Source organism: Streptomyces phaeofaciens, from assembly GCF_014648915.1.
In the GTDB taxonomy this organism is placed as follows: Bacteria; Actinomycetota; Actinomycetes; order Streptomycetales; family Streptomycetaceae; genus Streptomyces; species Streptomyces phaeofaciens.
Map to the genome: position 1 here is coordinate 58,650 of NZ_BMSA01000029.1, position 19,667 is coordinate 78,316.

At 70.9% G+C, this 19,667-nt stretch carries 21 protein-coding genes and 1 pseudogene; 6 read left to right on the forward strand and 16 right to left on the reverse strand.

Annotated elements, in window-relative coordinates:
• Window positions 1-7 precede the first annotated feature (7 nt).
• The 4 genes from IE275_RS36335 to IE275_RS36350 are packed head-to-tail and all read right to left on the reverse strand — an operon-like array spanning window position 8 to window position 2,705.
• Window positions 8-1,015 carry a methionine synthase gene (locus tag IE275_RS36335; RefSeq protein ID WP_189716921.1) on the reverse strand — a complete coding sequence of 336 codons (1,008 nt, stop codon included), beginning with the start codon at window positions 1,013-1,015 and terminating at the stop codon, window positions 8-10.
• 9 nt (window positions 1,016-1,024) lie between these two features.
• Window positions 1,025-1,417, reverse strand: coding sequence for a hypothetical protein (locus IE275_RS36340; RefSeq protein WP_189716922.1), 393 nt, complete (start codon window positions 1,415-1,417; stop codon window positions 1,025-1,027).
• A gap of 7 nt (window positions 1,418-1,424) precedes the next feature.
• Window positions 1,425-2,123, reverse strand: coding sequence for an SDR family oxidoreductase (locus tag IE275_RS36345; RefSeq protein WP_189716923.1), 699 nt, complete (start codon window positions 2,121-2,123; stop codon window positions 1,425-1,427).
• An 18-nt stretch (window positions 2,124-2,141) separates the two neighbouring features.
• Window positions 2,142-2,705: an LOG family protein gene (locus IE275_RS36350; protein WP_189716924.1), complete on the reverse strand. Its 564-nt coding sequence runs from the start codon at window positions 2,703-2,705 to the stop codon at window positions 2,142-2,144.
• Between the two features lie 52 nt (window positions 2,706-2,757).
• On the opposite strand from IE275_RS36350, the gene IE275_RS36355 reads away from it, so the two are divergent.
• Complete coding sequence (locus IE275_RS36355) at window positions 2,758-3,081, forward strand: DUF427 domain-containing protein (RefSeq protein WP_189716925.1); 324 nt, start codon at window positions 2,758-2,760, stop codon at window positions 3,079-3,081.
• A 38-nt stretch (window positions 3,082-3,119) separates the two neighbouring features.
• Window positions 3,120-3,907, forward strand: a pseudogene (locus IE275_RS36360) (alpha/beta fold hydrolase).
• 40 nt (window positions 3,908-3,947) lie between these two features.
• Here IE275_RS36360 and mnmA read toward each other — a convergent pair.
• Window positions 3,948-5,078, reverse strand: coding sequence for a tRNA 2-thiouridine(34) synthase MnmA (mnmA, locus tag IE275_RS36365; RefSeq protein ID WP_189716926.1), 1,131 nt, complete (start codon window positions 5,076-5,078; stop codon window positions 3,948-3,950).
• 82 nt (window positions 5,079-5,160) lie between these two features.
• On the opposite strand from mnmA, the gene IE275_RS36370 reads away from it, so the two are divergent.
• Both IE275_RS36370 and IE275_RS36375 read left to right on the forward strand, forming a co-directional pair.
• A complete protein-coding gene (locus IE275_RS36370) occupies window positions 5,161-5,820 on the forward strand; it encodes an N-acetylmuramoyl-L-alanine amidase (RefSeq protein WP_189716927.1) in 660 nt (219 codons plus the stop codon).
• A 217-nt stretch (window positions 5,821-6,037) separates the two neighbouring features.
• Window positions 6,038-7,552: a multicopper oxidase family protein gene (locus IE275_RS36375; RefSeq protein WP_189716928.1), complete on the forward strand. Its 1,515-nt coding sequence runs from the start codon at window positions 6,038-6,040 to the stop codon at window positions 7,550-7,552.
• Window positions 7,553-7,566: 14 nt separating this feature from the next.
• On the opposite strand, the gene IE275_RS36380 is transcribed toward IE275_RS36375, so the two are convergent.
• The 4 genes from IE275_RS36380 to IE275_RS36395 all read right to left on the reverse strand — a co-directional run bounded on the left by IE275_RS36380 (window position 7,567) and on the right by IE275_RS36395 (window position 9,848).
• Window positions 7,567-8,070, reverse strand: a complete 504-nt coding sequence (locus IE275_RS36380) for a GNAT family N-acetyltransferase (RefSeq protein ID WP_189716929.1) — start codon at window positions 8,068-8,070, stop codon at window positions 7,567-7,569.
• Between the two features lie 47 nt (window positions 8,071-8,117).
• Complete coding sequence (locus tag IE275_RS36385) at window positions 8,118-9,287, reverse strand: cysteine desulfurase family protein (RefSeq protein WP_189716930.1); 1,170 nt, start codon at window positions 9,285-9,287, stop codon at window positions 8,118-8,120.
• A gap of 82 nt (window positions 9,288-9,369) precedes the next feature.
• The gene (locus IE275_RS36390) at window positions 9,370-9,645 is read right to left on the reverse strand and encodes a DUF4190 domain-containing protein (RefSeq protein ID WP_189716931.1); all 276 of its coding nucleotides are present in this window, start codon (window positions 9,643-9,645) and stop codon (window positions 9,370-9,372) included.
• A gap of 35 nt (window positions 9,646-9,680) precedes the next feature.
• A complete protein-coding gene (locus IE275_RS36395) occupies window positions 9,681-9,848 on the reverse strand; it encodes a hypothetical protein (protein ID WP_189716932.1) in 168 nt (55 codons plus the stop codon).
• Window positions 9,849-9,993: 145 nt separating this feature from the next.
• On the opposite strand from IE275_RS36395, the gene IE275_RS36400 reads away from it, so the two are divergent.
• Window positions 9,994-10,620, forward strand: a complete 627-nt coding sequence (locus tag IE275_RS36400; RefSeq protein ID WP_189716933.1) for a TetR family transcriptional regulator — start codon at window positions 9,994-9,996, stop codon at window positions 10,618-10,620.
• Between the two features lie 182 nt (window positions 10,621-10,802).
• Here IE275_RS36400 and IE275_RS36405 read toward each other — a convergent pair whose 3' ends face one another.
• The gene (locus IE275_RS36405; RefSeq protein ID WP_229870971.1) at window positions 10,803-11,165 is read right to left on the reverse strand and encodes a hypothetical protein; all 363 of its coding nucleotides are present in this window, start codon (window positions 11,163-11,165) and stop codon (window positions 10,803-10,805) included.
• A 262-nt stretch (window positions 11,166-11,427) separates the two neighbouring features.
• Window positions 11,428-12,288 (reverse strand): thioesterase family protein, encoded by an 861-nt coding sequence (locus IE275_RS36410; RefSeq protein WP_189716935.1) that lies wholly within the window; start codon window positions 12,286-12,288, stop codon window positions 11,428-11,430.
• A gap of 142 nt (window positions 12,289-12,430) precedes the next feature.
• Here IE275_RS36410 and IE275_RS36415 point away from each other — a divergent pair, with 142 nt between their 5' ends.
• Entirely contained in the window at window positions 12,431-13,663 is a 1,233-nt protein-coding gene (locus IE275_RS36415; RefSeq protein WP_189716936.1) for an alpha/beta hydrolase, read from the forward strand.
• On the opposite strand, the gene IE275_RS36420 is transcribed toward IE275_RS36415, so the two are convergent.
• The 5 genes from IE275_RS36420 to IE275_RS36440 form a co-directional block, all read right to left on the reverse strand.
• Entirely contained in the window at window positions 13,572-14,228 is a 657-nt protein-coding gene (locus tag IE275_RS36420) for a trimeric intracellular cation channel family protein (RefSeq protein WP_189716937.1), read from the reverse strand. The two genes, IE275_RS36415 and IE275_RS36420, sit on opposite strands and share 92 nt — an antisense overlap.
• A 65-nt stretch (window positions 14,229-14,293) precedes the next feature.
• On the reverse strand, window positions 14,294-15,628 hold the full coding sequence (locus IE275_RS36425) for an ABC transporter ATP-binding protein (RefSeq protein ID WP_373299359.1): 1,335 nt from the start codon (window positions 15,626-15,628) through the stop codon (window positions 14,294-14,296).
• 14 nt (window positions 15,629-15,642) lie between these two features.
• Window positions 15,643-16,740, reverse strand: coding sequence for an ABC transporter ATP-binding protein (locus tag IE275_RS36430; RefSeq protein ID WP_189716939.1), 1,098 nt, complete (start codon window positions 16,738-16,740; stop codon window positions 15,643-15,645).
• A complete protein-coding gene (locus tag IE275_RS36435; protein WP_189716940.1) occupies window positions 16,737-17,735 on the reverse strand; it encodes an ABC transporter permease in 999 nt (332 codons plus the stop codon). Before IE275_RS36435 ends, IE275_RS36430 begins: the two co-directional genes overlap by 4 nt.
• Before the next feature lie 112 nt (window positions 17,736-17,847).
• Complete coding sequence (locus IE275_RS36440) at window positions 17,848-19,650, reverse strand: ABC transporter substrate-binding protein (protein ID WP_189716941.1); 1,803 nt, start codon at window positions 19,648-19,650, stop codon at window positions 17,848-17,850.
• Window positions 19,651-19,667: the final 17 nt, after the last annotated feature.

A 19,667-nucleotide genomic window follows, 5' to 3' on the forward strand; every position in this document is an offset into this window, starting at 1 on the left:
CCTCCCGTTACTCTGGGTTGTCCGCGAGGGATCTCGCCGCCTGGACGCAGTGGGCGAGCGCCCGGCGGGCGTACGCCGGGGAAGCCCCCGCGAGGCCGCACGCCGGAGTGATCGTGACCGCTTCCGCGAGCAGCCCCGGTGGCAGCCCCAGCCTGCGCCACAGCGTCCTGACACCCATGACGCTACCGGCAGGGTCCGACAATGCGGAGTCCGTGCCGGGCACGACACCGGCGAGGAGTCGGGTCCCTCCTTCGACCGCCTCGCCGATCGCGTCCTCGTCACGCTCGGTGAGGAGCGAGAAGTCGAAGGAGACCCCGTCGACGCCGGCCCGGCGCAACAGGGCGAACGGCACGTCCGGGGCGCACGAGTGGACCACGACGGGGCCGTCGCTGTGGACCCCGACGACGTCCCGGAGCGTGGCCTCGACGAGCTGGCGGTCCACGGCGCGATGGGTGCGGTAGCCGCTCGCGCTCCGTACGTGGCCGCGCAGGACGGCGGTGAGGGAGGGCTCGTCGAGCTGGAGGACGAGCCGGGCGCCGGGCACGCGGCGCCGGACCTCCGCGAGGTGCAGCCGCAGGCCCTCGGCGAGGGAGGCGGCGAGGTCGCGGGAGGCGCCGGGGTCGGAGAGGGCCGCCTCGCCGTTGCGCAGCTCCAGGGCGGCGGCGAGCGTCCAGGGGCCTACGGCCTGCACCTTGAGCGGGCCCTGGTGGCCCTGGGTGAACTCCTCCAGCGCGTCGAGGTCCTCCCCGAGCCACGACCTGGCCCGCAGGGTGTCCCGGCCCGGCCGGTCGCCGAGCCGCCAACCGCTGGGCTCCACGCGCGCGTACAGCTCGACGAGCATCCCCGCGGTCCGGCCGATCATGTCCGCGCCGGGGCCGCGGGCCGGCAGCTCGGGCAGGAAGGGGAAGTCCTCGAAGGACCCGGTGGCGGTCTTGGCGGCCTCCCGCGCGTCCCCGCCGGGGAGGGACCCGACGCCGGTGGCGGGGCCGAACCTGAACTGCCTGTTTTCGCTCACCCCGGAAGCCTACGTAACGTCCGGGGGACGCCCGTACACCTCGTGCCGGCGGAAGAAGGCCTCCAGTCGCTCCGGGTCGGCGACCTCCAGGTTGTTGCGGAAGCGGCCGCGTTCCCAGGAGATGTCGGTGCCGCCGTGGTGGCTGCCGCTGCCGACGAAGTCGCCGCGGGCGTCCAGCAGGGCCACGGTCAGGCTGCCGAAGCAGCGGCAGATGTCGCCCGTGAAGGCGCCGGTGGTGGTCAGCTCCCGCAGCTCGGCCAGGGCGTCGTCGTCGTACACCTCGGCGAGCACCCGGCGCCGGGCGAGCGGACCGGCGTCGTCCCCGCCGGCCAGCACGACCGCGGCCTCGGTGCGGCTCCAGGCCTCGTCGAGCCAGGCCCGGATCTGCGCACCGTCCGTCATGCCGGCCTCACCGCCCGGGCCGTACCGTCAGATCGTTGATCTCCGCGTCCCTGGGCAGGTCCAGCGCCACCAGGATCGTCGTGGCGACCGACTCGGGGTCGATCCACTCGGCCGGGTCGTACTCCTTGCCCTCCTGCTGGTGCACCTTGGCCTGCATGGGGCTGGCGGTGCGGCCGGGGTAGACGGAGGTGACGCGGACGCCGTTGCCGTGCTCCTCGTTCCGCAGGGAGTCGGCGAGCGCCTTGAGGCCGTGCTTGGAGGCGGCGTAGGCGGACCAGTCGGCGCTCGCCCGCAGGCCCGCGCCGGAGTTGACGAACACCACGTGCCCGCGCGTGGTGCGCAGTTGGGGCAGGAAGTGGCGGGTCAGCTCGGCGGGGGCGATCAGGTTGACGTCGAGCTGGTGGCGCCAGGCCTTGGGGGTCAGCTCGCCGACCGGGCCGAGGTCGACGACCCCGGCGATGTGCAGCAGCGAGTCCACCCGGTCGGGGAGCGTCTGGTGGGAGAAGGCCCAGCTCAGGCGGTCGGGGTCGGCGAGGTCGCCGACGAGCGTGCGCGCCCCGGGGAACGCGGCCGCCAGTTCCTTCGCCCGGCCCGCGTCGCGCGCGTGCAGCACGAGTTCGTCCCCGCGCGCGTGCAGACGGCGGGCGACGGCGGCGCCGATGCCGGAACCCGCCCCGGTGATCACATGAGTAGCCATGTCCGCCATGCTCGCATCACCCCGGGGTCAGGCGACGCCCCGGGCCTCGGCCGGAGCCACCGTGGCCACGGCCTCCAGATGGGCCAGCACGCCGGCCGGCTCCTCCGCGAAGAACACCAGGTCGGCCAGGGGGCGCGGCAGGAAACCCTCGTCCTCCATGCGCCGGAACTGGGTCTTCAGGCCGTCGTAGAAGCCCGCGGTGTTGAGCAGGACGACCGGCTTCTCGGTGTGCCCGTGCTTCTTCAGCTCCAGGATCTCGGTCGCCTCGTCCAGGGTGCCGGCCCCGCCGACCAGGACGACGACGGCGTCGGACTTCTCCAGCAGCAGCCTCTTGCGCTCGGCGAGGCTCGTGGCGATCACCATCTCGTCGGCGCCCTCGCGGGCCTTGGCGGCGAGGAAGTCCACGGACACCCCGCAGAGCCGCCCTCCCGTCTCCTGCACGCCGTCCGCGACCACCTTCATCAGACCGCTGTCCGAACCGCCCCAGACGAGCGTGTGGCCGCCCTTGCCGAGCAGTTCCGCGAACTCGCGCGCGGGGCGCGTGTAGCGCTCGTCGAGGTCGGCGGCGGAGAGAAAGACACAGATACGCATGGAGCCACCGTACGCGGGAAGAACCGGGGGCCCGCGAGCGCTTTTTGTGGGCATGACCCAAGGACACACGATCACCATCGAGCGGGGCGACCGGCACATCAGGGTCGTCCACGGACAGCAGGTGCTCGCCGAGACCGACCGGGCGCTAGTGCTGCGCGAGACCGGCTGTCCGGTGCGGTACTACATTCCGCGGGCGGACGTGCGCACGGATCTGCTGACCCCGTCCGACACCCACACCTACTGCCCCTTCAAGGGCACGGCGTCCTACTGGTCGCTGCCGGAGGCGCCCGACCTCGTCTGGTCTTACCCCGACCCCAAGCCCGACGTCGCCGCGATCAGGAACCACCTCTGCTTCTACGAAGTGGAAGTGTCGTAGAGCGATGACCACCGTGCCGTGCGGCAGTCTGCTCTGGCATGGACAAGAAGACCATTTCGCGCGACGGAACCGATGTGGCGTACGCGCGCGCGGGGCAGGGTCCCGCGGTGATCCTGGTGAGCGGGGCGATGTCCACGGGCGGCACCGTGGCACCCCTGGCGGGGCTGCTGGCGCGGCACTGCACCGTCCTCCTGTACGACCGCCGAGGCCGGGGCGAGAGCGGTGACACGGCGCCGTACGCGGTGGAGCGGGAGGTCGAGGACCTGGCCGCGCTGATCGACACGGCGGGCGGTGAGGCGGGGCTGTACGGGATCTCCTCGGGCGGCGCGCTGGTGCTGGAGGCGGCGGCGAGCGGGTTGCCGGTGCGGCGGGTGGCGGTGTACGAGACGCCGTTCGCGCTCGACGAGGAAGGGGTCCGAGAGCGCGCCGCGTACTCCGCCGACCTCACCGGGGCGCTGGCCGAGGACCGGCGCGGGGACGCCGTGGAGCTGTTCCTGCGGCTGACGGGCCTGGCCGAGGAGATGATCCAGCGGGCCCGTCAGTCACCGATGTGGGCCGGCATGGAGGCCATCGCGCCCACGCTGGCCTACGACGACGCGGTGATGGCGGGCGGCCTGGTGCCCCGGGAGCAGCTGGCCTCGGTCGGCGTACCGGTACTGGCGGCGGCGGGCGGGGACAGCCCGCGATGGCTGCGGGAGGCCACCCGCGCGGTCGCGGAGGCGGCACCGCACGGGACGTACCGGGTACTGGAGGGCCAGGCCAGACCCACATGGTGGACCCGAATGTGCTGGCGCCGGTGCTGGCGGAGTTCTTCGGGGCCTCATAGGCCCGTGTCGTGGGCCTGCCCCGAGCCCCGAAGATCTCTTCTAGGACACTCCGGCCGTCGCCCGTACGGTGGCGGAGATCGTCGCCGAGCCCACCACGCGCGTGTCGTCGTACAGGACGATCGCCTGGCCGGGGGCCACGCCCCGGACGGGCTCGGTGAAGGTGACCTCGAGGGAACCGTCGACGAGTTCGGCGGTGACCTCGGTCTCGCCGCCGTGGGCGCGCAGCTGGGCGGTGTAGGTGCCGGGGCCGACCGGGGCGGCGCCGCACCAGCGGGGCTTGACGGCGGACAGGGCACGGACGTCCAGCGAGGCGGCCGGGCCGACCGTCACCGTGTTGTTCACCGGGGAGATGTCCAGGACGTAGCGCGGCTTGCCGTCGGCGGCCGGGGTGCCGATCCGCAGCCCCTTGCGCTGGCCGATGGTGAAGCCGTACGCGCCCTCGTGGGTGCCGATCCTGGTGCCGGACTCGTCGACGATGTCGCCCTCGGCGCGGCCCAGCCGCTGGGCGAGGAAGCCCTGGGTGTCGCCGTCGGCGATGAAGCAGATGTCGTGGGAGTCGGGCTTCTTGGCGACGGCCAGGCCGCGGCGCTCGGCCTCCGCGCGGATCTCGTCCTTGGTGGTGACGGTGTCGCCGAGCGGGAACAGCGCGTGGGCGAGCTGCCTCTCGTCGAGGACGCCGAGGACGTACGACTGGTCCTTGGCCATGTCGGAGGCGCGGTGCAGCTCGCGCGTGCCGTCCTCGTTCACGATCACCTGGGCGTAGTGGCCCGTGCAGACGGCGTCGAAGCCCAGGGCCAGTGCCTTGTCGAGCAGGGCGGCGAACTTGATCTTCTCGTTGCAGCGCAGGCAGGGGTTGGGGGTGCGGCCGGCCTCGTACTCGGCGACGAAGTCCTCGACGACGTCCTCGCGGAAGCGGTCGGCGAGGTCCCAGACGTAGAACGGGATGCCGATGACGTCGGCCGCGCGGCGGGCGTCGCGCGAGTCCTCGATGGTGCAGCAGCCCCGCGCGCCCGTGCGGAAGGACTGCGGGTTCGCGGAGAGCGCGAGGTGGACGCCGGTCACATCGTGGCCGGCTTCCGCGGCGCGGGCGGCGGCGACGGCGGAGTCGACCCCGCCGGACATGGCGGCGAGTACGCGGAGGGGGCGGGAGCGCTGCGAGGTCTCAGTCATAACCCTTCCAGGGTACGGGGCGCCGGGAACCGGAGCCCGCGCATATCCGTTGACGATCACGAGGGGCGAGAAAGGGCGGGCGATGGGGGCGAGGAAGCGCGACTCCGACCGGCGGATCGGGCGGCGGGCTCTGCTGATCGGCGGGGCGGCGGCGGCCGCGGGCTCGGCGGTGCTGGCACGGGACGAGCTGGCGCGGCTGTACTGGCGGCTGCCTGGGGTGCGCAGGCCGCGGGTGGAGGGCGCGGTCGACTTCCGGGGCGCGCGCTGGGTGTCGGCCTCGGAGGCGAACTTCCGCTGGGCGGACCGGCCGGACGACTACGGCATCGACATGATCGTCGTGCATGTCACGCAGGGCGGTCTGGACAGCGCGGTGAAGGCGTTCCAGGACCCGGGCCATCAGGCGGCCGCGCACTACATCGTCGGCCAGGACGGCCGGGTCACGCAGATGATCCGCGAGCTGGACGTGGCGTACCACGCGGGCAACCGGGGGTACAACGAGCGGAGTGTAGGCATCGAGCACGAGGGGTTCGTGGACCGGCCGGAGGACTTCACCGACGCGATGTACGCCGCGTCGGCGCGGCTGGCGGCCGGCATCTGCCGGCGGTACGGCATACCCGTCGACCGCGAGCACATCGTCGGGCATGTGGAGGTCCCGGGGACGGACCACACCGACCCGGGCGAACTCTGGGACTGGGACCGGTACATGAAGCTGGTGGCTGCGGCGCACACCGCCTCCGCCTGAAATCGAGCCTGTGACGCAGGTCACAGACACCTGAGTATGTGAACCCCGCGCGAGGGCGGCCCGCCCGACATGTCCCGCACTCCGGGCGTGACCTGCGGCACACCAACTTGGCTTTTCTTCAAGGGAGTTGACGGGTGCGGTGACCGCACAGCCTCCCCGGCTCGCTCCTACGTACGCCTCAGTCCTCACATAGCCCCGGGCCCGAAGCTCCACGCCCATGACGCACACCACAGAGCCCGCCTCCGGCGCGGGACGGCAGCGCAAGGGCGGCAAGGGCCTGCACCGGCGGAAGTTCCTCGGCGGGATGGCGGGGGTCGGGCTGGGCGCCGTCGGCGCGGCGGGAGCGACCTTCTCCCTGCTGAGCGGCGGCAACGCCAACAAGGCGGCCGCCGCGGACGCCACCGGCACCCTCACCGTCCCCGACCTGCTGGAGGGCACCACCTCCGACGGCACCACCACCTACACCCTGACCGCGAAGACCGGCACGAACGAGGTGATCAGCGGGGTCAGCAGCACCACGGCCGGCTACAACGGCTCCTACCTCGGCCCGACCATGAAATGGACCACCGGCGACACGGTCCTGCTGAACATCACCAACACCCTGGGCGCCGACACCACGGTCCACTTCCACGGCGCCCACATCCCGCCCAAGATGGACGGCGGCCCGCAGAACTCCTTCGCCGACGGCGAGACCTGGTCGCCCACCTTCGAGGTCAAGGACGAGGCCAAGACGCTCTGGTACCACCCGCACGCCCTGGGCACCACGGCCGAGCAGGTCGTCCACGGCCTGGCCGGGATGATCATCGTCGAGGACGACTCGGACGCCTCGGCCGCGCTGCCGAGCGAGTACGGCGTCGACGACATCCCGATCATCCTCCAGTGTCTCGCGGCCGACAGCAGCGGCGACATCAAGTACAACGTCACCGGCTACCTCGGCTCCGGCCTCAGCTACCCGGTGCTGTGCAACGGCACCAACGTCGACTCGACCACCCTGGGCTTCACCGCCACCAAAACCCGCATCCGCTTCCGCGTGCTGAACGCCTCCCCCGCCGACATCATGACCATCCAGCGCGGCGACGGCGGCACGCTCACCCAGATCGCCACCGACCAGGGCTATCTCACCGAGCCCACCGAGGTGACCACCATCCGGCTGGTGGCGGGCGCCCGCGCCGAGTTCGTCCTCGACCTGGCGGACGCGGTCACGCTCCAGGCCGTCGTCACCACCGGCTGGATCCGGGGCGGCAGCGGCACGTACGACTTCCTGACCGTCACGCCGGAGGCCACCGACACGCCCGACGACCTGCCGAGCACGCTCACCACGATCACCCGGTACGACACGGCCGACTTCGCCGCGCGGACGATCACCCTCGGTCAGAGCGGGCAGAACATGACGATCAACGGCTCCGTGGGCACCACCATGGACGGCATGGCGACGATCATGACCACCCTGGACGCCGAGGAGGTCTGGACGATCAGCAACGGGACGCAGCTGGAGCACTCGTTCCATCTGCACGATGTGCCGTTCCAGCTGATCGAGATCAACGGCGAGGAACCCACCGGCGTCGACCTCGGCTGGTTCGACACCTTCGAGGTGGTCGGCGGCGGCTCCATCAAGATCGCGATGAAGTTCACCGACTTCACCGACGACACCTACATGTACATGCTCCACTGCCATCTGCTCCAGCACGAGGACGAGGGCATGATGGCGGCCCTGATGGTCATGGACGGCTAGCGGGCCTCGCACCGTCAGGGGCGTCGGCGGGTCAGCAGCCGGGTGACGCCACCGTCGTCCTCCGGGATGTCCCGGACGTGAGCGAAGCCGATCCGGCCCAGCAGGGCCAGTGAGGCCTCGTTCTCCGCGGCCACGGTGGCGTGCACCTCGGTCAGCCCGAGGGTGTCGAAGCCGTGGGCGACGAGCCCCTCGGCCAGTTCGGTGCCCAGGCCGCTGCCCCAGACCTCGGGGAGCAGGGCGTAGACGATCTCGTGGCCTCCGGAGTCCTCGGTCGGCTTGATCTCCGCGTGGCCGATCAGCCGTCCGTCGCGGCGCACCGCCCAGACGTCGAACAGGTTGTGGGCGTACACCTTGGTGAACACCCGTCGGAACAGGGCGCGGTCGTCCTCCTCGGAGGCGGGTCCGTCACCCATCCACCGGGACACCCTCGGGTCCTGGAACAGGGCGACGAAGCTCTCCTCGTCCCCCGGGAGGTACGGGTCGAGGGCCAGGCGGGCGGTGCGCAGCGTCGGGGTCACGGGTGGCGACGCTAGCCACCCGTGATCCGGGGCGGCAAACCGGTTTCTCAGGTCAGGCCCGCCGCGCGCGCCCGTTCCACCGCCGGGCCGATGGCCTTGGCGACCGCTTCGACGTCGGCCTCGGTGGAGGTGTGGCCGAGGGAGAAGCGCAGGGTGCCGCGGGCCAGGTCCGGGTCGGTGCCGGTGGCGAGCAGGACGTGGCTGGGCTGGGCCACACCGGCGGTGCAGGCGGAGCCGGTGGAGCACTCGATGCCCTGGGCGTCCAGCAGCAGCAGGAGCGAATCGCCCTCGCAGCCGGGGAACGTGAAGTGCGCGTTGGCCGGGAGGCGGCCGCCCGGTGCCGGGTCGCCGCCGAGGATCGCGTCCGGGACGGCCGCCCGGATCGCGGAGACGAGGCCGTCGCGCAGGGCACCGATCTCGCGGGCGAACCATTCGTGCTGCTCGGCGGCGAGCCGGCCGGCGACCGCGAAGGAGGCGATCGCGGGGACGTCGAGGGTGCCGGAGCGGACGTGGCGTTCCTGGCCGCCGCCGTGCAGCACGGGCACGGGGCTGTACTCGCGGCCGAGGAGGAGGGCGCCGATGCCGTACGGGCCGCCGACCTTGTGGCCGGAGACCGTCATCGCGGCGAGGCCGGAGGCGGCGAAGTCGACCGGGATCTGACCGAAGGCCTGGACGGCGTCGGCGTGCAGCGGGATGTCGAACTCGGCGGCGACGTCGGCCAGTTCACGGACCGGCATGACCGTGCCGATCTCGTTGTTGGCCCACATGACGGTGGCGAGGGCGACGTCGTCGGGGTCGCAGGCGATCGCCGCGCGCAGCGCGTCGGGGTGGACCCGGCCGTACGTGTCGACCGGGAGGTACTCGACGGTGGCGCCCTCGTGCTCGCCCAGCCAGTGCACGGCGTCGAGGACGGCGTGGTGTTCGACGGGGCTGGCCAGGACACGGGTGCGGGCCGGGTCGGCGTCGCGGCGCGACCAGTACAGGCCCTTGACGGCGAGGTTGTCGGCCTCGGTGCCGCCGGAGGTGAGGACGACCTCGCTGGGGCGGGCGCCGAGCGCTTCCGCGAGGGTCTCACGCGCTTCCTCGACCGTACGGCGGGCCTTGCGGCCGGACGCGTGCAGGGAGGAGGCGTTGCCGGTGACGCTCAGGTGCGCGGCGAGTGCCTCGACCGCCTCCGGGAGCATCGGGGTGGTCGCGGCGTGGTCGAGGTAAGCCATGGTGACCCCGATTCTACGGGGACACGGTAGAGGGCCTCGCGGCGCGGTCGGCCACGTGGACGCCGAGCGGGTGCGCGGCGGTTCAGAAGCTCCACGAGATCGTCGAGTCCGCCTGCATGAAGGCCAGCAGGACGAGCAGGTCGGCGACGCCCAGGGCGAGCCCGAGGAACGCGCGGCCGCGGCGGGCCGTACCGCGCCAGAGGGCGACGGCCGCCAGGACGATGGCGATGGGGCCGAGGAAGACGTTGAGGACGAGCAGGCCCAGCAGGCCCAGGATGAAGGACGCGACGGCCATGCCGTCGGCGTCGCGGGTGCCGGTGCGCCGGGGGGCCGGGGTGGCCGGTGCGGTGAGTTGCATGACGTTGTCAGCTCCTGCCGAGGGAAGGGCGCGGGTCAGTGGGTCGAGGTGGGCCGGCGGCGGCCGTGGCGCTCGCGGAGCGCGAAGACGCCGAGCCAGGCGGCGATCACGGCACCGGCGACGAGGGTGAAGGCGAACGGCGCGTGGGCCACGGTGCCCATGACGACGCCGAGCAGCAGTAGTGCGGCGACGAGGAACAGCATGGGATGAAACCCCCTCCGGACGGCTCTCACGGCCGTCTCTCGTTACGTTTCGGTGAACAGTTGTAGTAACACTTGTTCACTGACTCCTGAGTCTAGCGTGTCCGACGACTTTTCAATTCCGGAGAACAGTTGTTAACTGGATGACATGAGTCACACCCTCGGCATCCGGCAGGCCCAGAAGCAGAAGACCCGGCAGGCACTCCTGGACGCGGCGCTCGGTCTGCTGGAGGAACAGAGCCTGAGCAGCCTGGGCCTGCGGGAGGTCACCCGGGCCGTCGGGGTCGCGCCGACCGCCTTCTACCGGCACTTCCGGTCCACCGCGGATCTCGGCGTGGCGCTGGTCGAGGAGGCGCTGGGCAGCCTGCACCCGATGATCCAGAACACGGTGGCCGGCGCCCGCAGCAGCGAGGAACGCATCACCCGCGCCGTCGAGCTGATCGCCCATCATGTGCACACCCAGCCGGCGCACGTCCGGTTCATCGCGCGGGAGCGGCACGGCGGGGTGCAGCCGGTACGGGAGGCCATCCGCAGCCAACTGGGCCGGTTCGCCGAGGAGGTGCGGGCCGAGCTGGCCAAGGACCCCGAGTCGGCGGGCTGGAGCGAGGACGACCTGCTGATGCTGGCGCACCTGTTCGTGGACCAGATGCTCGTCACGGCGTCGCTCTTCCTGGAGTCCCTGGAGGCCCCGGAGGAGGAGCAGGAGCGCGTCGCCCAGCTCGTCACCCGTCAGATGCGGCTCATCAGCATCGGCCGCCACCACTGGCTCGACTGACGCAGCGGCACCGGCACGAACACCGGCACCGGCACCGGCACCGGCTCGACCGACCCACCGCACCGCACCGCACCGCACCGGCTCGACCGACCCACCGCACCGCACCGGGTGCCCCGCACACACAGGGGCGGCGCACCCGTTCCCGGATGCGCCGCCCCTGCCGGACGAGGACCGACGGTCGGTCAGCCCTGCTGCTGCGCCTGCTGGCTCGGCGCGCCGCCGCCGCCCGGCCCGCCGCAGCCGCCGCCCTGACCGCCGCCGGGGCCGCCCTGGCCACCGCCACCGGGGCCACCGCTCGGCATACCCGACGGAACACCGGTCGGGGTGCCCGTCGGAGTGCCGGTGGGCCCGCCGGAGGCGGCGCCGCTCGGCGCGCCCGACGGAGCACCGCTCGGCGCCCCGCTCGGCATGCCCGAGGGCGGCTGGCAGGACTGCTGGCCGGAGGTGCCGCTGTTCGAGGACGACGAGTCGCCCGAGCCGCAGGCCGCCAGGGCGAGGGGCGAGAGCGCCAGCAGCGCCACCGCGGGGACGAGACGCTTCGGCATCGGCACACGCTTCATGAGAGACAGCTCCAAGCAAGATGAGGGAGTCCTGAGGCGGGAACTGTGACAACGCCGACTGGGGCTTCCTTGGGCCTCCTCTGTCCGCCGCCTGTCAATCGGGTAAAGCACCCCTCAAGAAACCTGCCTGGCCAGGGAGTTCACCTCCTGCACCCGGTCGCGCGCTGGTACAGCTCCGTGACAGAGGACCCCTGCACCGCGTCCGACGCGCGCACCCTGCCGAGCCGCCCCCCAGGGCGGGCGCCGCTCAGCCGAGCCTGACCCGTGCCAACTGGCGGGACTGGGCCACCAGTCGGTCCTGGCTGTCCCAGACCTCGGCGTCCTCCTCCAGGAAGCCGCCCGCGAGGTTGCGGGTGGTGATGGCCACACGGAGGGGGCCCGGGGCGGGGCGGCAGCGGACGTGGACCGTGAGTTCGACCGTGGGGACCCAGCCGCGCAGGCCGATCTCGAAGGCCGTGGGGGGCAGCGCGTCCACCGCGAGGAGCAGGGAGAGCGGGTCGGGGTCGCGGCCGTCCTTCAGGCCGAACCAGGCCCGCATCTCGCCCTTGCCGGAGGGCTGTCCGAGCGCCCAGCCCAGGGTCGAGGGGTCGAGCTTGAGCATCAGCCGGTCGGCGATCGCGGAGCTGCCGTCGACCGGCGCCGGGCCGTCCTCGGGGCCGAAGCACCGGTCGATGGGCGGGATCTCGGGCGGCTTCGCCGTCGTCCGCACGTCGTCGGGCAGGGCGTCCAGGTCGCCGTAGGAGGCGAGGACGCGGATCCGCTCGACCTCGTTGCCCTCGTCGTCGTACTGGAGGAGCGAGGCCTGGCCGGTCGACAGGGTGCGGCCGGTGCGCACCACGTCCGTGCGCACGACGGCGGGGCCGGGCTGGGAGGCGGTCAGGTAGTGCGCCGAGATCGTGAACGGGTCCTGGTGCGGCAGGGCGTCCGCGAGGGCGCGGCCGAGGACGGCGAGCAGGTAGCCGCCGTTGACGGCACTGATGATCGTCCAGCCGGCCGAGAGGTCGATGTCGTAGACGCCGGGTGCGCGCCGGGTCAGCGCGGTGTCCCGGTCGAACTCACTGTCGCCGATGGTGGCCCGCGCGGCCGCCGCGGTAGCTGCTTCTGGCATGCCTGAACGGTACAACAAGTGATTACTAAGCGGTAGCTTTGTCCACGGACTCGGCGTCACGACGGTGAGACCGGGGCAATTTCTTGGTAAGTGTCCGTACTCATCCGTGAACCTGAGGCCTCGTCGCCCCCTCTACCGGGACATGAGCCTCACCGGGACTCCGTTCCTCCTCACCCTGATCGCGCTGTCGGCCGTCGCCGTCGCACTGCCCCTGGCCCTGTGGTCACGGCTGCGCGGTCCACGGATCCTGCGGGCCGCCGCCCGGGTGCTGATGCTGCTGTTCGCCCAGGGCACCGCCGTCGCCCTGGTCTTCACCCTGGTCAACAACGCCAACAGTCTGTACGACACGTGGGGCGACCTCCTGGGCACCGGTGACCATGTGGAGCAGGCCGCCGACCTCGGCGCCGACGGCACCGGCGGCATCGCGCTGGACCGGCTGCCCCGGGTCCGCCAGACCTTCGTCCAGGCCGACGGGCCGGGCATGCACCAGGCCGGCGGGGTCCGCGTCACCCAGCTGAAGGGCCGGGTCTCCGGCGTGAACGCCGAGGTCTACGTCTGGCTGCCCCCGCAGTACGACGAGCCCGCCTACCGGCACCACCGGTTCCCCGTCGTGGAGTTGCTGCCGGGCTACCCGGGCTCGCCGAAGTCCTGGTTCGGTTCGCTGCGCGCGCCCGCCCAGCTGGCGCCGCTGATGCGGGACGGCAGGGTCGCGCCGTTCATCCTGGTCGCACCGCGCACCACCCTGCTGCCCGGGGTGGACACCGGCTGCGCCAACGTGCCGGGCACCGTCAACGCGGACAGCTGGCTGAGCCTCGACGTGCCGAAGATGGTCATGGACAACTTCCGCGCCCAGCCCGCGCCCAGGGGGTGGGCGGTCGCCGGGTACTCGGCCGGCGCGCACTGCGCCGTCAAGCTGGCCGTCGCCCACCCCGACCGCTACCGGGCGGCGGTGAGTCTGTCCGGCTACAACGACCCGGCCGGCGAGCGGGACTCGCTCACCGGCCAGGACCCCGCGCTGCGCCGGGCCAACAACCCGTGTCTGCTGCTGGGCCGGGCCGCCACCCCGCCCGCCGTGGCCCTCTACCTCTCCGGCCAGCCGCACGACGGCTACGAGGCCGCGCTGGACCTCCAGCGGGAGGCGAAGGCACCGACGGCCGTGCACGTGGTCCCCGTCCCGAAGAGCGCGGGCGGTCACACCATGGCGCTGTGGCGGCCGCAGGTGGTGCCGGCGTTCCGCTGGCTGACCGTCCAGCTGGACCAGCATCGCGTGCCGGCCGGGGGCCCTACTCCTCCCGCACGGTCGAACGCCGGTTCCACGCGCGCGGCGCTCGCCAGTGGTACCGCATCGCGAGCAGCCTCAGCACGAACGCCGTGAGTGCCGCGAAACCGCTGGCCAGCGGGGTGAGGGCGTCGTAGCGGATGCAGAGCGCCACCATCGTGGCGCCCACGATCGCCGGGACCGCGTAGAGATCGCGGTCCCAGCGGAGCAGTGAGGGCACCTCGTTGGCCAGGACGTCCCGCAGCACACCCCCGCCGACGGCGGTCGCCAGGCCCAGCGCCGCCGACGCGGTGAGGTTGAGCCCGTAGTCGTACGCTTTCGTCGTGCCCGTGACGCAGAACAGGCCGAGGCCTGCCGCGTCGAAGACGTTCACGCCCATCTGGATGCGCTCCACCTGCGGGTGGAGGAAGATCACCAGCAGGGCGGCGAGCAGCGGGGTGAGGAAGTACCCGAGGTCGGTGAAGGCGGCCGGCGGCACCGCGCCGATGACCAGATCCCGAAACAGCCCGCCACCCAGCGCGGTGACCTCGGCGAGCACGGCGATGCCGAAGACGTCGAAGTTCTTGCGAACGGCCAGCAGCGCCCCCGAGATGGCGAAGACGAAAATGCCGACCAGGTCGAGGGTGTGCTGGACGGACGGAGTGAAGAGCTGCTGGATCACCCTTACATTGTGACGCAACACTGAGCCCCCGCCTTCCATTGCAAGGCGGGGGCTCGATGTTGGGTTTACTTGTCGCCGGTTTCCTTGGTGACCTTGGTCTCCGCGGAAGCCTCGGTCTCGGCCGACGGGGCCTCGGGCTCCGACGCGGGGGCCTCGGGCTCCGACTCGGCGCTCTCGGCCTCGTCCGCAGCAGCCTCCGGCTCGTCCGCGACGGTCTCCGACGCGTCCCCAGCGGCTGCCTCGGGCTCCGCCGCGGCGGCCACCTCGGCCGCCACCGCCGCCGACGTCTCCGCCGACTCCGCGAGCACCTCGTCGGCCACCAGCTCAGCCGCCGCCTTCGCGACGGTCAGCAGGACGGTGTCCTGCGGAGCCTGGTCCGCGAAGTTCTCCGGGTGGTGGCAGGCGACCTGCTGGCCGGTCCGCAGCTCGATCAGCTTCGGCTCGGTCGTCTTGCAGATCTGCGTCGCCTTCCAGCACCGGGTGTGGAAACGGCAGCCGCTCGGCGGCGAGATCGGCGAGGGCACGTCACCCTGGAGCAGGATCCGCTCGCTCTTGGCGTTCCGCCGCTTCGGGTCCGGGATCGGCACCGCCGACATGAGCGCCTTGGTGTACGGGTGCATCGGCGACTTGTAGAGCTGCTCGCGGTCGGCCAGCTCCACGATCTTGCCGAGGTACATCACCGCGATCCGGTCCGAGACGTGCCGGACGACCGACAGGTCGTGCGCGATGATCACGTACGTCAGGCCGAGCTCCTGCTGGAGGTCGTCCAGCAGGTTCACGACCTGCGCCTGGATCGACACGTCCAGCGCGGACACCGGCTCGTCGGCCACGACGAGCTTCGGGTTCAGCGCGAGCGCGCGGGCGATGCCGATGCGCTGGCGCTGACCGCCGGAGAACTCGTGCGGGTAGCGGTTGTAGTGCTCGGGGTTGAGACCCACGACCGACAGCAGCCGCTGCACTTCCTTCTTGATGCCGCCCTCGGGCGTGACGCCCTGGAGCTTGAAGGGAGCGCCGATGATCGTGCCGATGGTGTGACGCGGGTTCAGCGACGAGTACGGGTCCTGGAAGATCATCTGCACATCGCGGCGCAGCGGACGCATGCCGCCCACCCCGAGGTGCGTGATGTCCTTGCCCTGGAACTCGACCTTGCCGCCGGTCGGTTCGAGCAGCCGGGTGATCAGCCGGCCCATCGTCGACTTGCCGCAGCCGGACTCGCCCACGACACCGAGGGTCTCGCCGGAACGGACCTCGAAGTCCAGGCCGTCGACCGCGTGCACCGCCCCGACCTGCCGCTGGAGCAGGCCCTTCTTGATCGGGAAGTGCTTCTGGAGCCCGGTGACCTTCAGCAGGACCTCGCCGTCGGCACGGCCCGGTCCGGTGCTCTGTGCGGGAATCGTCACCGCTTTGTCGTCACTCACAGCTTCGGCGCAATCTCTTCGGTCCAGATACGCTCCCGCTGCTCCGTGCCCATGTGGCAGGCCGCCCAGTGCCGGCTGCCGACCTCGGCGAGCTCGGGCCGGACGGTGCGGGTGACGTTGTCCTTCGGGAGGTCCGCGTACGGGCAGCGCGGGTTGAAGGCGCAGCCGGACGGGATGTTGATCAGGGAGGGCGGGGAGCCCTTGACCGGGATCAGACGCTCCTGCTGGTCGCGGTCGAGACGCGGCATCGAGCCGAGCAGACCCCAGGTGTAGGGGTGGCGGGGCTCGTAGAACACCTTCTCCGCCGGTCCCCGCTCCACACAACGGCCGCCGTACATCACCAGGATGTCGTCGGCCAGCTCGGCCACCACACCCAGGTCGTGGGTGATGACGATGACCGCGGAGCCGAACTCCTTCTGGAGGTCACGGATCAGGTCGAGGATCTGCGCCTGGACGGTGACGTCGAGGGCGGTCGTCGGCTCGTCCGCGATCAGCAGCTCGGGGTTGTTGACCAGCGACATCGCGATCATCGCGCGCTGGCGCATACCGCCGGAGAACTCGTGGGGGTAGCTGTCCACGCGCTTGTCCGGCTGCGGGATGCCCACCCGGTCGAGCATCTCGACCGCGCGTCGCTTCGCGGTCTTCTTGTCGACGTCGTGGTGGATCCGGTACGCCTCCACGATCTGCTGACCGATCGTGTAGTACGGGTGCAGCGCGGACAGCGGGTCCTGGAAGATCATCGCCATCTCGCGGCCACGCAGCTTGCGCACGTGGTCCGGGTCGGCGGAGAGCAGCTCGGTGCCGTCCAGCCAGATCTCGCCGGAGATCTGCGCCTTGCGCTTGCCGTACTGGCCGGCGGTGTGCAGGCCCATGATGCCGAGCGAGGTCACCGACTTGCCGGAGCCGGACTCACCCACGATACCGAGGGTCTTGCCCTTCTCCAGCTGGAAGCTGAGCCCGTCGACGGACTTGACGAGACCGTCGTCCGTGGGGAAGTGCACCTTGAGGTCACGGACCTCAAGGAAGGCTTTCGGCGCGGGCGAAGCGGGGGTGGGCTCGCCCACGGCCGCTCCGCTCTTGCTGAGTTCGGTCATGTGAGCCTCACTCGGGGGTCGATCACGGCGTACAGGATGTCCACCACGAGGTTGGCGACGAGCACCGCTACGGAGGTCACCAGGGTGACGCCCAGGATGATGGGCAGGTCCTGGTTCTTGATGGCGTTGAGCACGGCCTGGCCGAGACCGGGCAGGCTGAACGCGGTCTCGGTCAGGATCGCGCCGCCGATGAGGGCACCGAGGTCCATGCCGAGCATGGTGAGCAGGGGCGTCATCGTGGAACGCATGGCGTGCTTGCCGATGACGGTCGTTTCCTTGAGGCCCTTGGCGCGAGCGGTGCGGATGTAGTCCTCACCGAGGATCTCGAGCATGGTGGCCCGGGTGATGCGGGCGTACATGGCCGCGTACAGGAAGGCCAGGGTGACCCACGGCAGGATCATGCCGCCGAACCAGCCGCTGAAGCCTTCCTCCAGCGGGTGGAACTGCCCGTCGAACAGATCCAGTCCGTAGACGAAGATCGACAGGGCGAGCATGCCCGTGAAGTAGATCGGGAGGGAGACACCCGACAGCGCGACGACCATCGCACCGCGGTCCCACAGGCTGCCCCGCTTGAGCGCGGAGAGCACACCGGCCGAGACGCCCATGATCAGCCACAGCACGGCGGCACCGAGCGCGAGCGCCAGGGTCACCGGGAAGCGGTCGGTCAGCACCGGCCAGACGGCCTGCTCGCTACGGAAGGAGTAGCCGAAGCACGGCGCGGCACAGTGGATGGTGTCCCCGCCGCCCGTGTAGGTACGGCCGGCGAAAATTCCCTTGAAGAACTCCCAGACCTGGGCGTAGATCGGGTCGCCCAGGCCCAGCTTCTCGCGCACACCCTCGACGGCGGCAGGGTCGGCCTGCTTGCCCACGAAGCTCAAGGCGATGTCTACGCCGGCCCACTTGGGGATGAGGAAGAAGATGCCGAAGACCACCATGACGATGACCACAAGCATCACTGCGGCGGCGAAGAACCGCCTGATGAGATAAGCGAGCACAGCTCTCGGCCCGCCGCGGGACCGCGGGCCATCGGAGATCGTCCGATGGCCCGCGATCACGCCGCGCCGGCCTTCACCTGCCTTTCGTGCCGTTCGGCGGGTGTGCCGGGATTTACTTCTTCGGGTTCTTCAGACCGAGGTTGACGAAGTCGTACTGACCGCTGTAGCCGTCGGTCGTGTAGACGTTCGCCAGGTTGTCCGAGCGCCAGTTGATGAACCGCTCGAAGACGAAGGGCAGGTAGTACGCGCCCTCCATCACCTTGTGGTTGATCTCCGTGGAGATCTTGGTCTTGCCGGCGTCGTCCAGGGTGGTGACGTACGAGTCGAACAGGCCGTCGATCGCCTTGTCCTTGATGAGCGCGTAGTTGTTGTTACCGCTCTCGGCGATGTACTTGCTGCTCCACAGCGGCAGACCGAAGCCCTGCACGGACGGGAAGTCCGGGCCCCAGCCCATGATGATGATGCCGTAGCCCTTCTTCTTCACGTTCGAGGGGCTACCGATGATGCCGGCGGTCTGCGAGCCGTCGTACTGGTCGATCTCGGCGGTGATGCCGACCTTCTTCAGCGACGCCTGGAGCGACTGGGCGGTGGCCACCTCGACCGGCTTGTTGTTACGCACCGCGATGGTGGTCTTGAAGCCGTTCGGCTGACCGCAGGCCTTCAGGGCCTCCTTGGCCTTGGCCTCGTTGCCGCCCTTGTTGGCACCGGAGATCTCGTACGGGTCGTACTTCTGGCCCTCGGCGCCCGGGACGGACGGCGGCAGCATGTTGGTGCCGATGTCGCCACCGGCGACCGGGCCGCCGCGCGCGGTCTGCAGCGAGACGTGGTCGGCGCCGTAGATCACGGCCTTGCGGCACTCGATGTTGTCGAACGGCGCGACGCTCTGCGGGAAGACCGCGTACCGGACGTAACCCGAGACCGGGTTGTCCAGGTTGCCCTTGTGCTCCTTCAGGGCGGTGGTGCGGCCCTGCGGCGACATACCGGTCTGGTTGAGGTCCAGGTCCAGGTCACCGTTGAGCAGACGCTGGTCCAGCTGGTTGGCGTCCGAGAAGAACTGGATCGTGATCTTGTCCGGGTACGCCTTGCGGATCGGGTCCGAAGCCTGCGCCCACTTGTCGTTGCGGACCAGGGTCAGGTCCTTGCCCGGGGCGTAGGACTCGAACTTGTACGGGCCGGAGGAGAAGGGCTTCAGGCCGTACTTGGACTTGGTGTCCATGTCCTGGCGGACCGGGGAGGCCGAGACGAGCGCCAGCATCTCCTCGAAGTCCGAGTTGGCCTGCGGGAGCTTGAAGACGATGGTCTTCGCGTCCGGCGTCTCGATGGCCTTCAGACCGAGCTTGTCCTTGGAGGTGTCCTTGTACGGACCCTTGTACGCGCCCTTGGGGTCGAGCACGTCCTTCAGGTACGTCGGACCGCCGGCCAGCACGTCCTGCGCCCACACGCGCTCGATGCCGTACTTCACGTCCTGGGACGTGATCGGCTTGCCGTCCTCCCACGTGACGCCGTCACGCAGGGTGTACGTGTAGGTCTTGCCGTCGTCCGTGACCTTGGCGGTCGCGGTCGCGAGGTCCGGGGTGATCTCCGCACCGGCCGCGCCCGGCTCCGTCTTGTTCGTGACGAGCTGACGGCTGTAGTAGCGCGCGAAGTTCCACATCATGCCGTAGTAACCACGCGTGGTGTCCCACGAGTCGGCGTCCTGCGCGGCACCGAACTTCAGCGTGCCGCCCTTCTTGGCGAGGGACGCCTGGGCGACCTTGTTGTTCGCGGCGTCGAAGCCGGCGGCACCGGTGCTGGAGCCCTTGCCGCCGTCGTCGTCGCTGCCGCCGCCGCACGCCGCCGTGGTCAGCAGCGCGGCGACCGCGGCAGCAGCGGCAAATGCCTGCTTCCGCCGCCCTGAGGTGCGTTCGGTAGTCACGATCTCGGATCCTCCGG

Coding starts and splice junctions, on each gene's coding strand:
- IE275_RS36340 (WP_189716922.1), bottom strand. CDS start 1,417: ATGACGGACGGTGCGCAGATCCGGGCCTGGCTCGACGAGGCCTGGAGC.
- IE275_RS36345 (WP_189716923.1), bottom strand. CDS start 2,123: ATGGCGGACATGGCTACTCATGTGATCACCGGGGCGGGTTCCGGCATC.
- IE275_RS36350 (WP_189716924.1), bottom strand. CDS start 2,705: ATGCGTATCTGTGTCTTTCTCTCCGCCGCCGACCTCGACGAGCGCTAC.
- IE275_RS36355 (WP_189716925.1), top strand. CDS start 2,758: ATGACCCAAGGACACACGATCACCATCGAGCGGGGCGACCGGCACATC.
- mnmA (WP_189716926.1), bottom strand. CDS start 5,078: ATGACTGAGACCTCGCAGCGCTCCCGCCCCCTCCGCGTACTCGCCGCC.
- IE275_RS36370 (WP_189716927.1), top strand. CDS start 5,161: ATGGGGGCGAGGAAGCGCGACTCCGACCGGCGGATCGGGCGGCGGGCT.
- IE275_RS36375 (WP_189716928.1), top strand. CDS start 6,038: ATGACGCACACCACAGAGCCCGCCTCCGGCGCGGGACGGCAGCGCAAG.
- IE275_RS36385 (WP_189716930.1), bottom strand. CDS start 9,287: ATGGCTTACCTCGACCACGCCGCGACCACCCCGATGCTCCCGGAGGCG.
- IE275_RS36390 (WP_189716931.1), bottom strand. CDS start 9,645: ATGCAACTCACCGCACCGGCCACCCCGGCCCCCCGGCGCACCGGCACC.
- IE275_RS36395 (WP_189716932.1), bottom strand. CDS start 9,848: ATGCTGTTCCTCGTCGCCGCACTACTGCTGCTCGGCGTCGTCATGGGC.
- IE275_RS36400 (WP_189716933.1), top strand. CDS start 9,994: ATGAGTCACACCCTCGGCATCCGGCAGGCCCAGAAGCAGAAGACCCGG.
- IE275_RS36405 (WP_229870971.1), bottom strand. CDS start 11,165: ATGCCGAAGCGTCTCGTCCCCGCGGTGGCGCTGCTGGCGCTCTCGCCC.
- IE275_RS36410 (WP_189716935.1), bottom strand. CDS start 12,288: ATGCCAGAAGCAGCTACCGCGGCGGCCGCGCGGGCCACCATCGGCGAC.
- IE275_RS36415 (WP_189716936.1), top strand. CDS start 12,431: ATGAGCCTCACCGGGACTCCGTTCCTCCTCACCCTGATCGCGCTGTCG.
- IE275_RS36430 (WP_189716939.1), bottom strand. CDS start 16,740: ATGACCGAACTCAGCAAGAGCGGAGCGGCCGTGGGCGAGCCCACCCCC.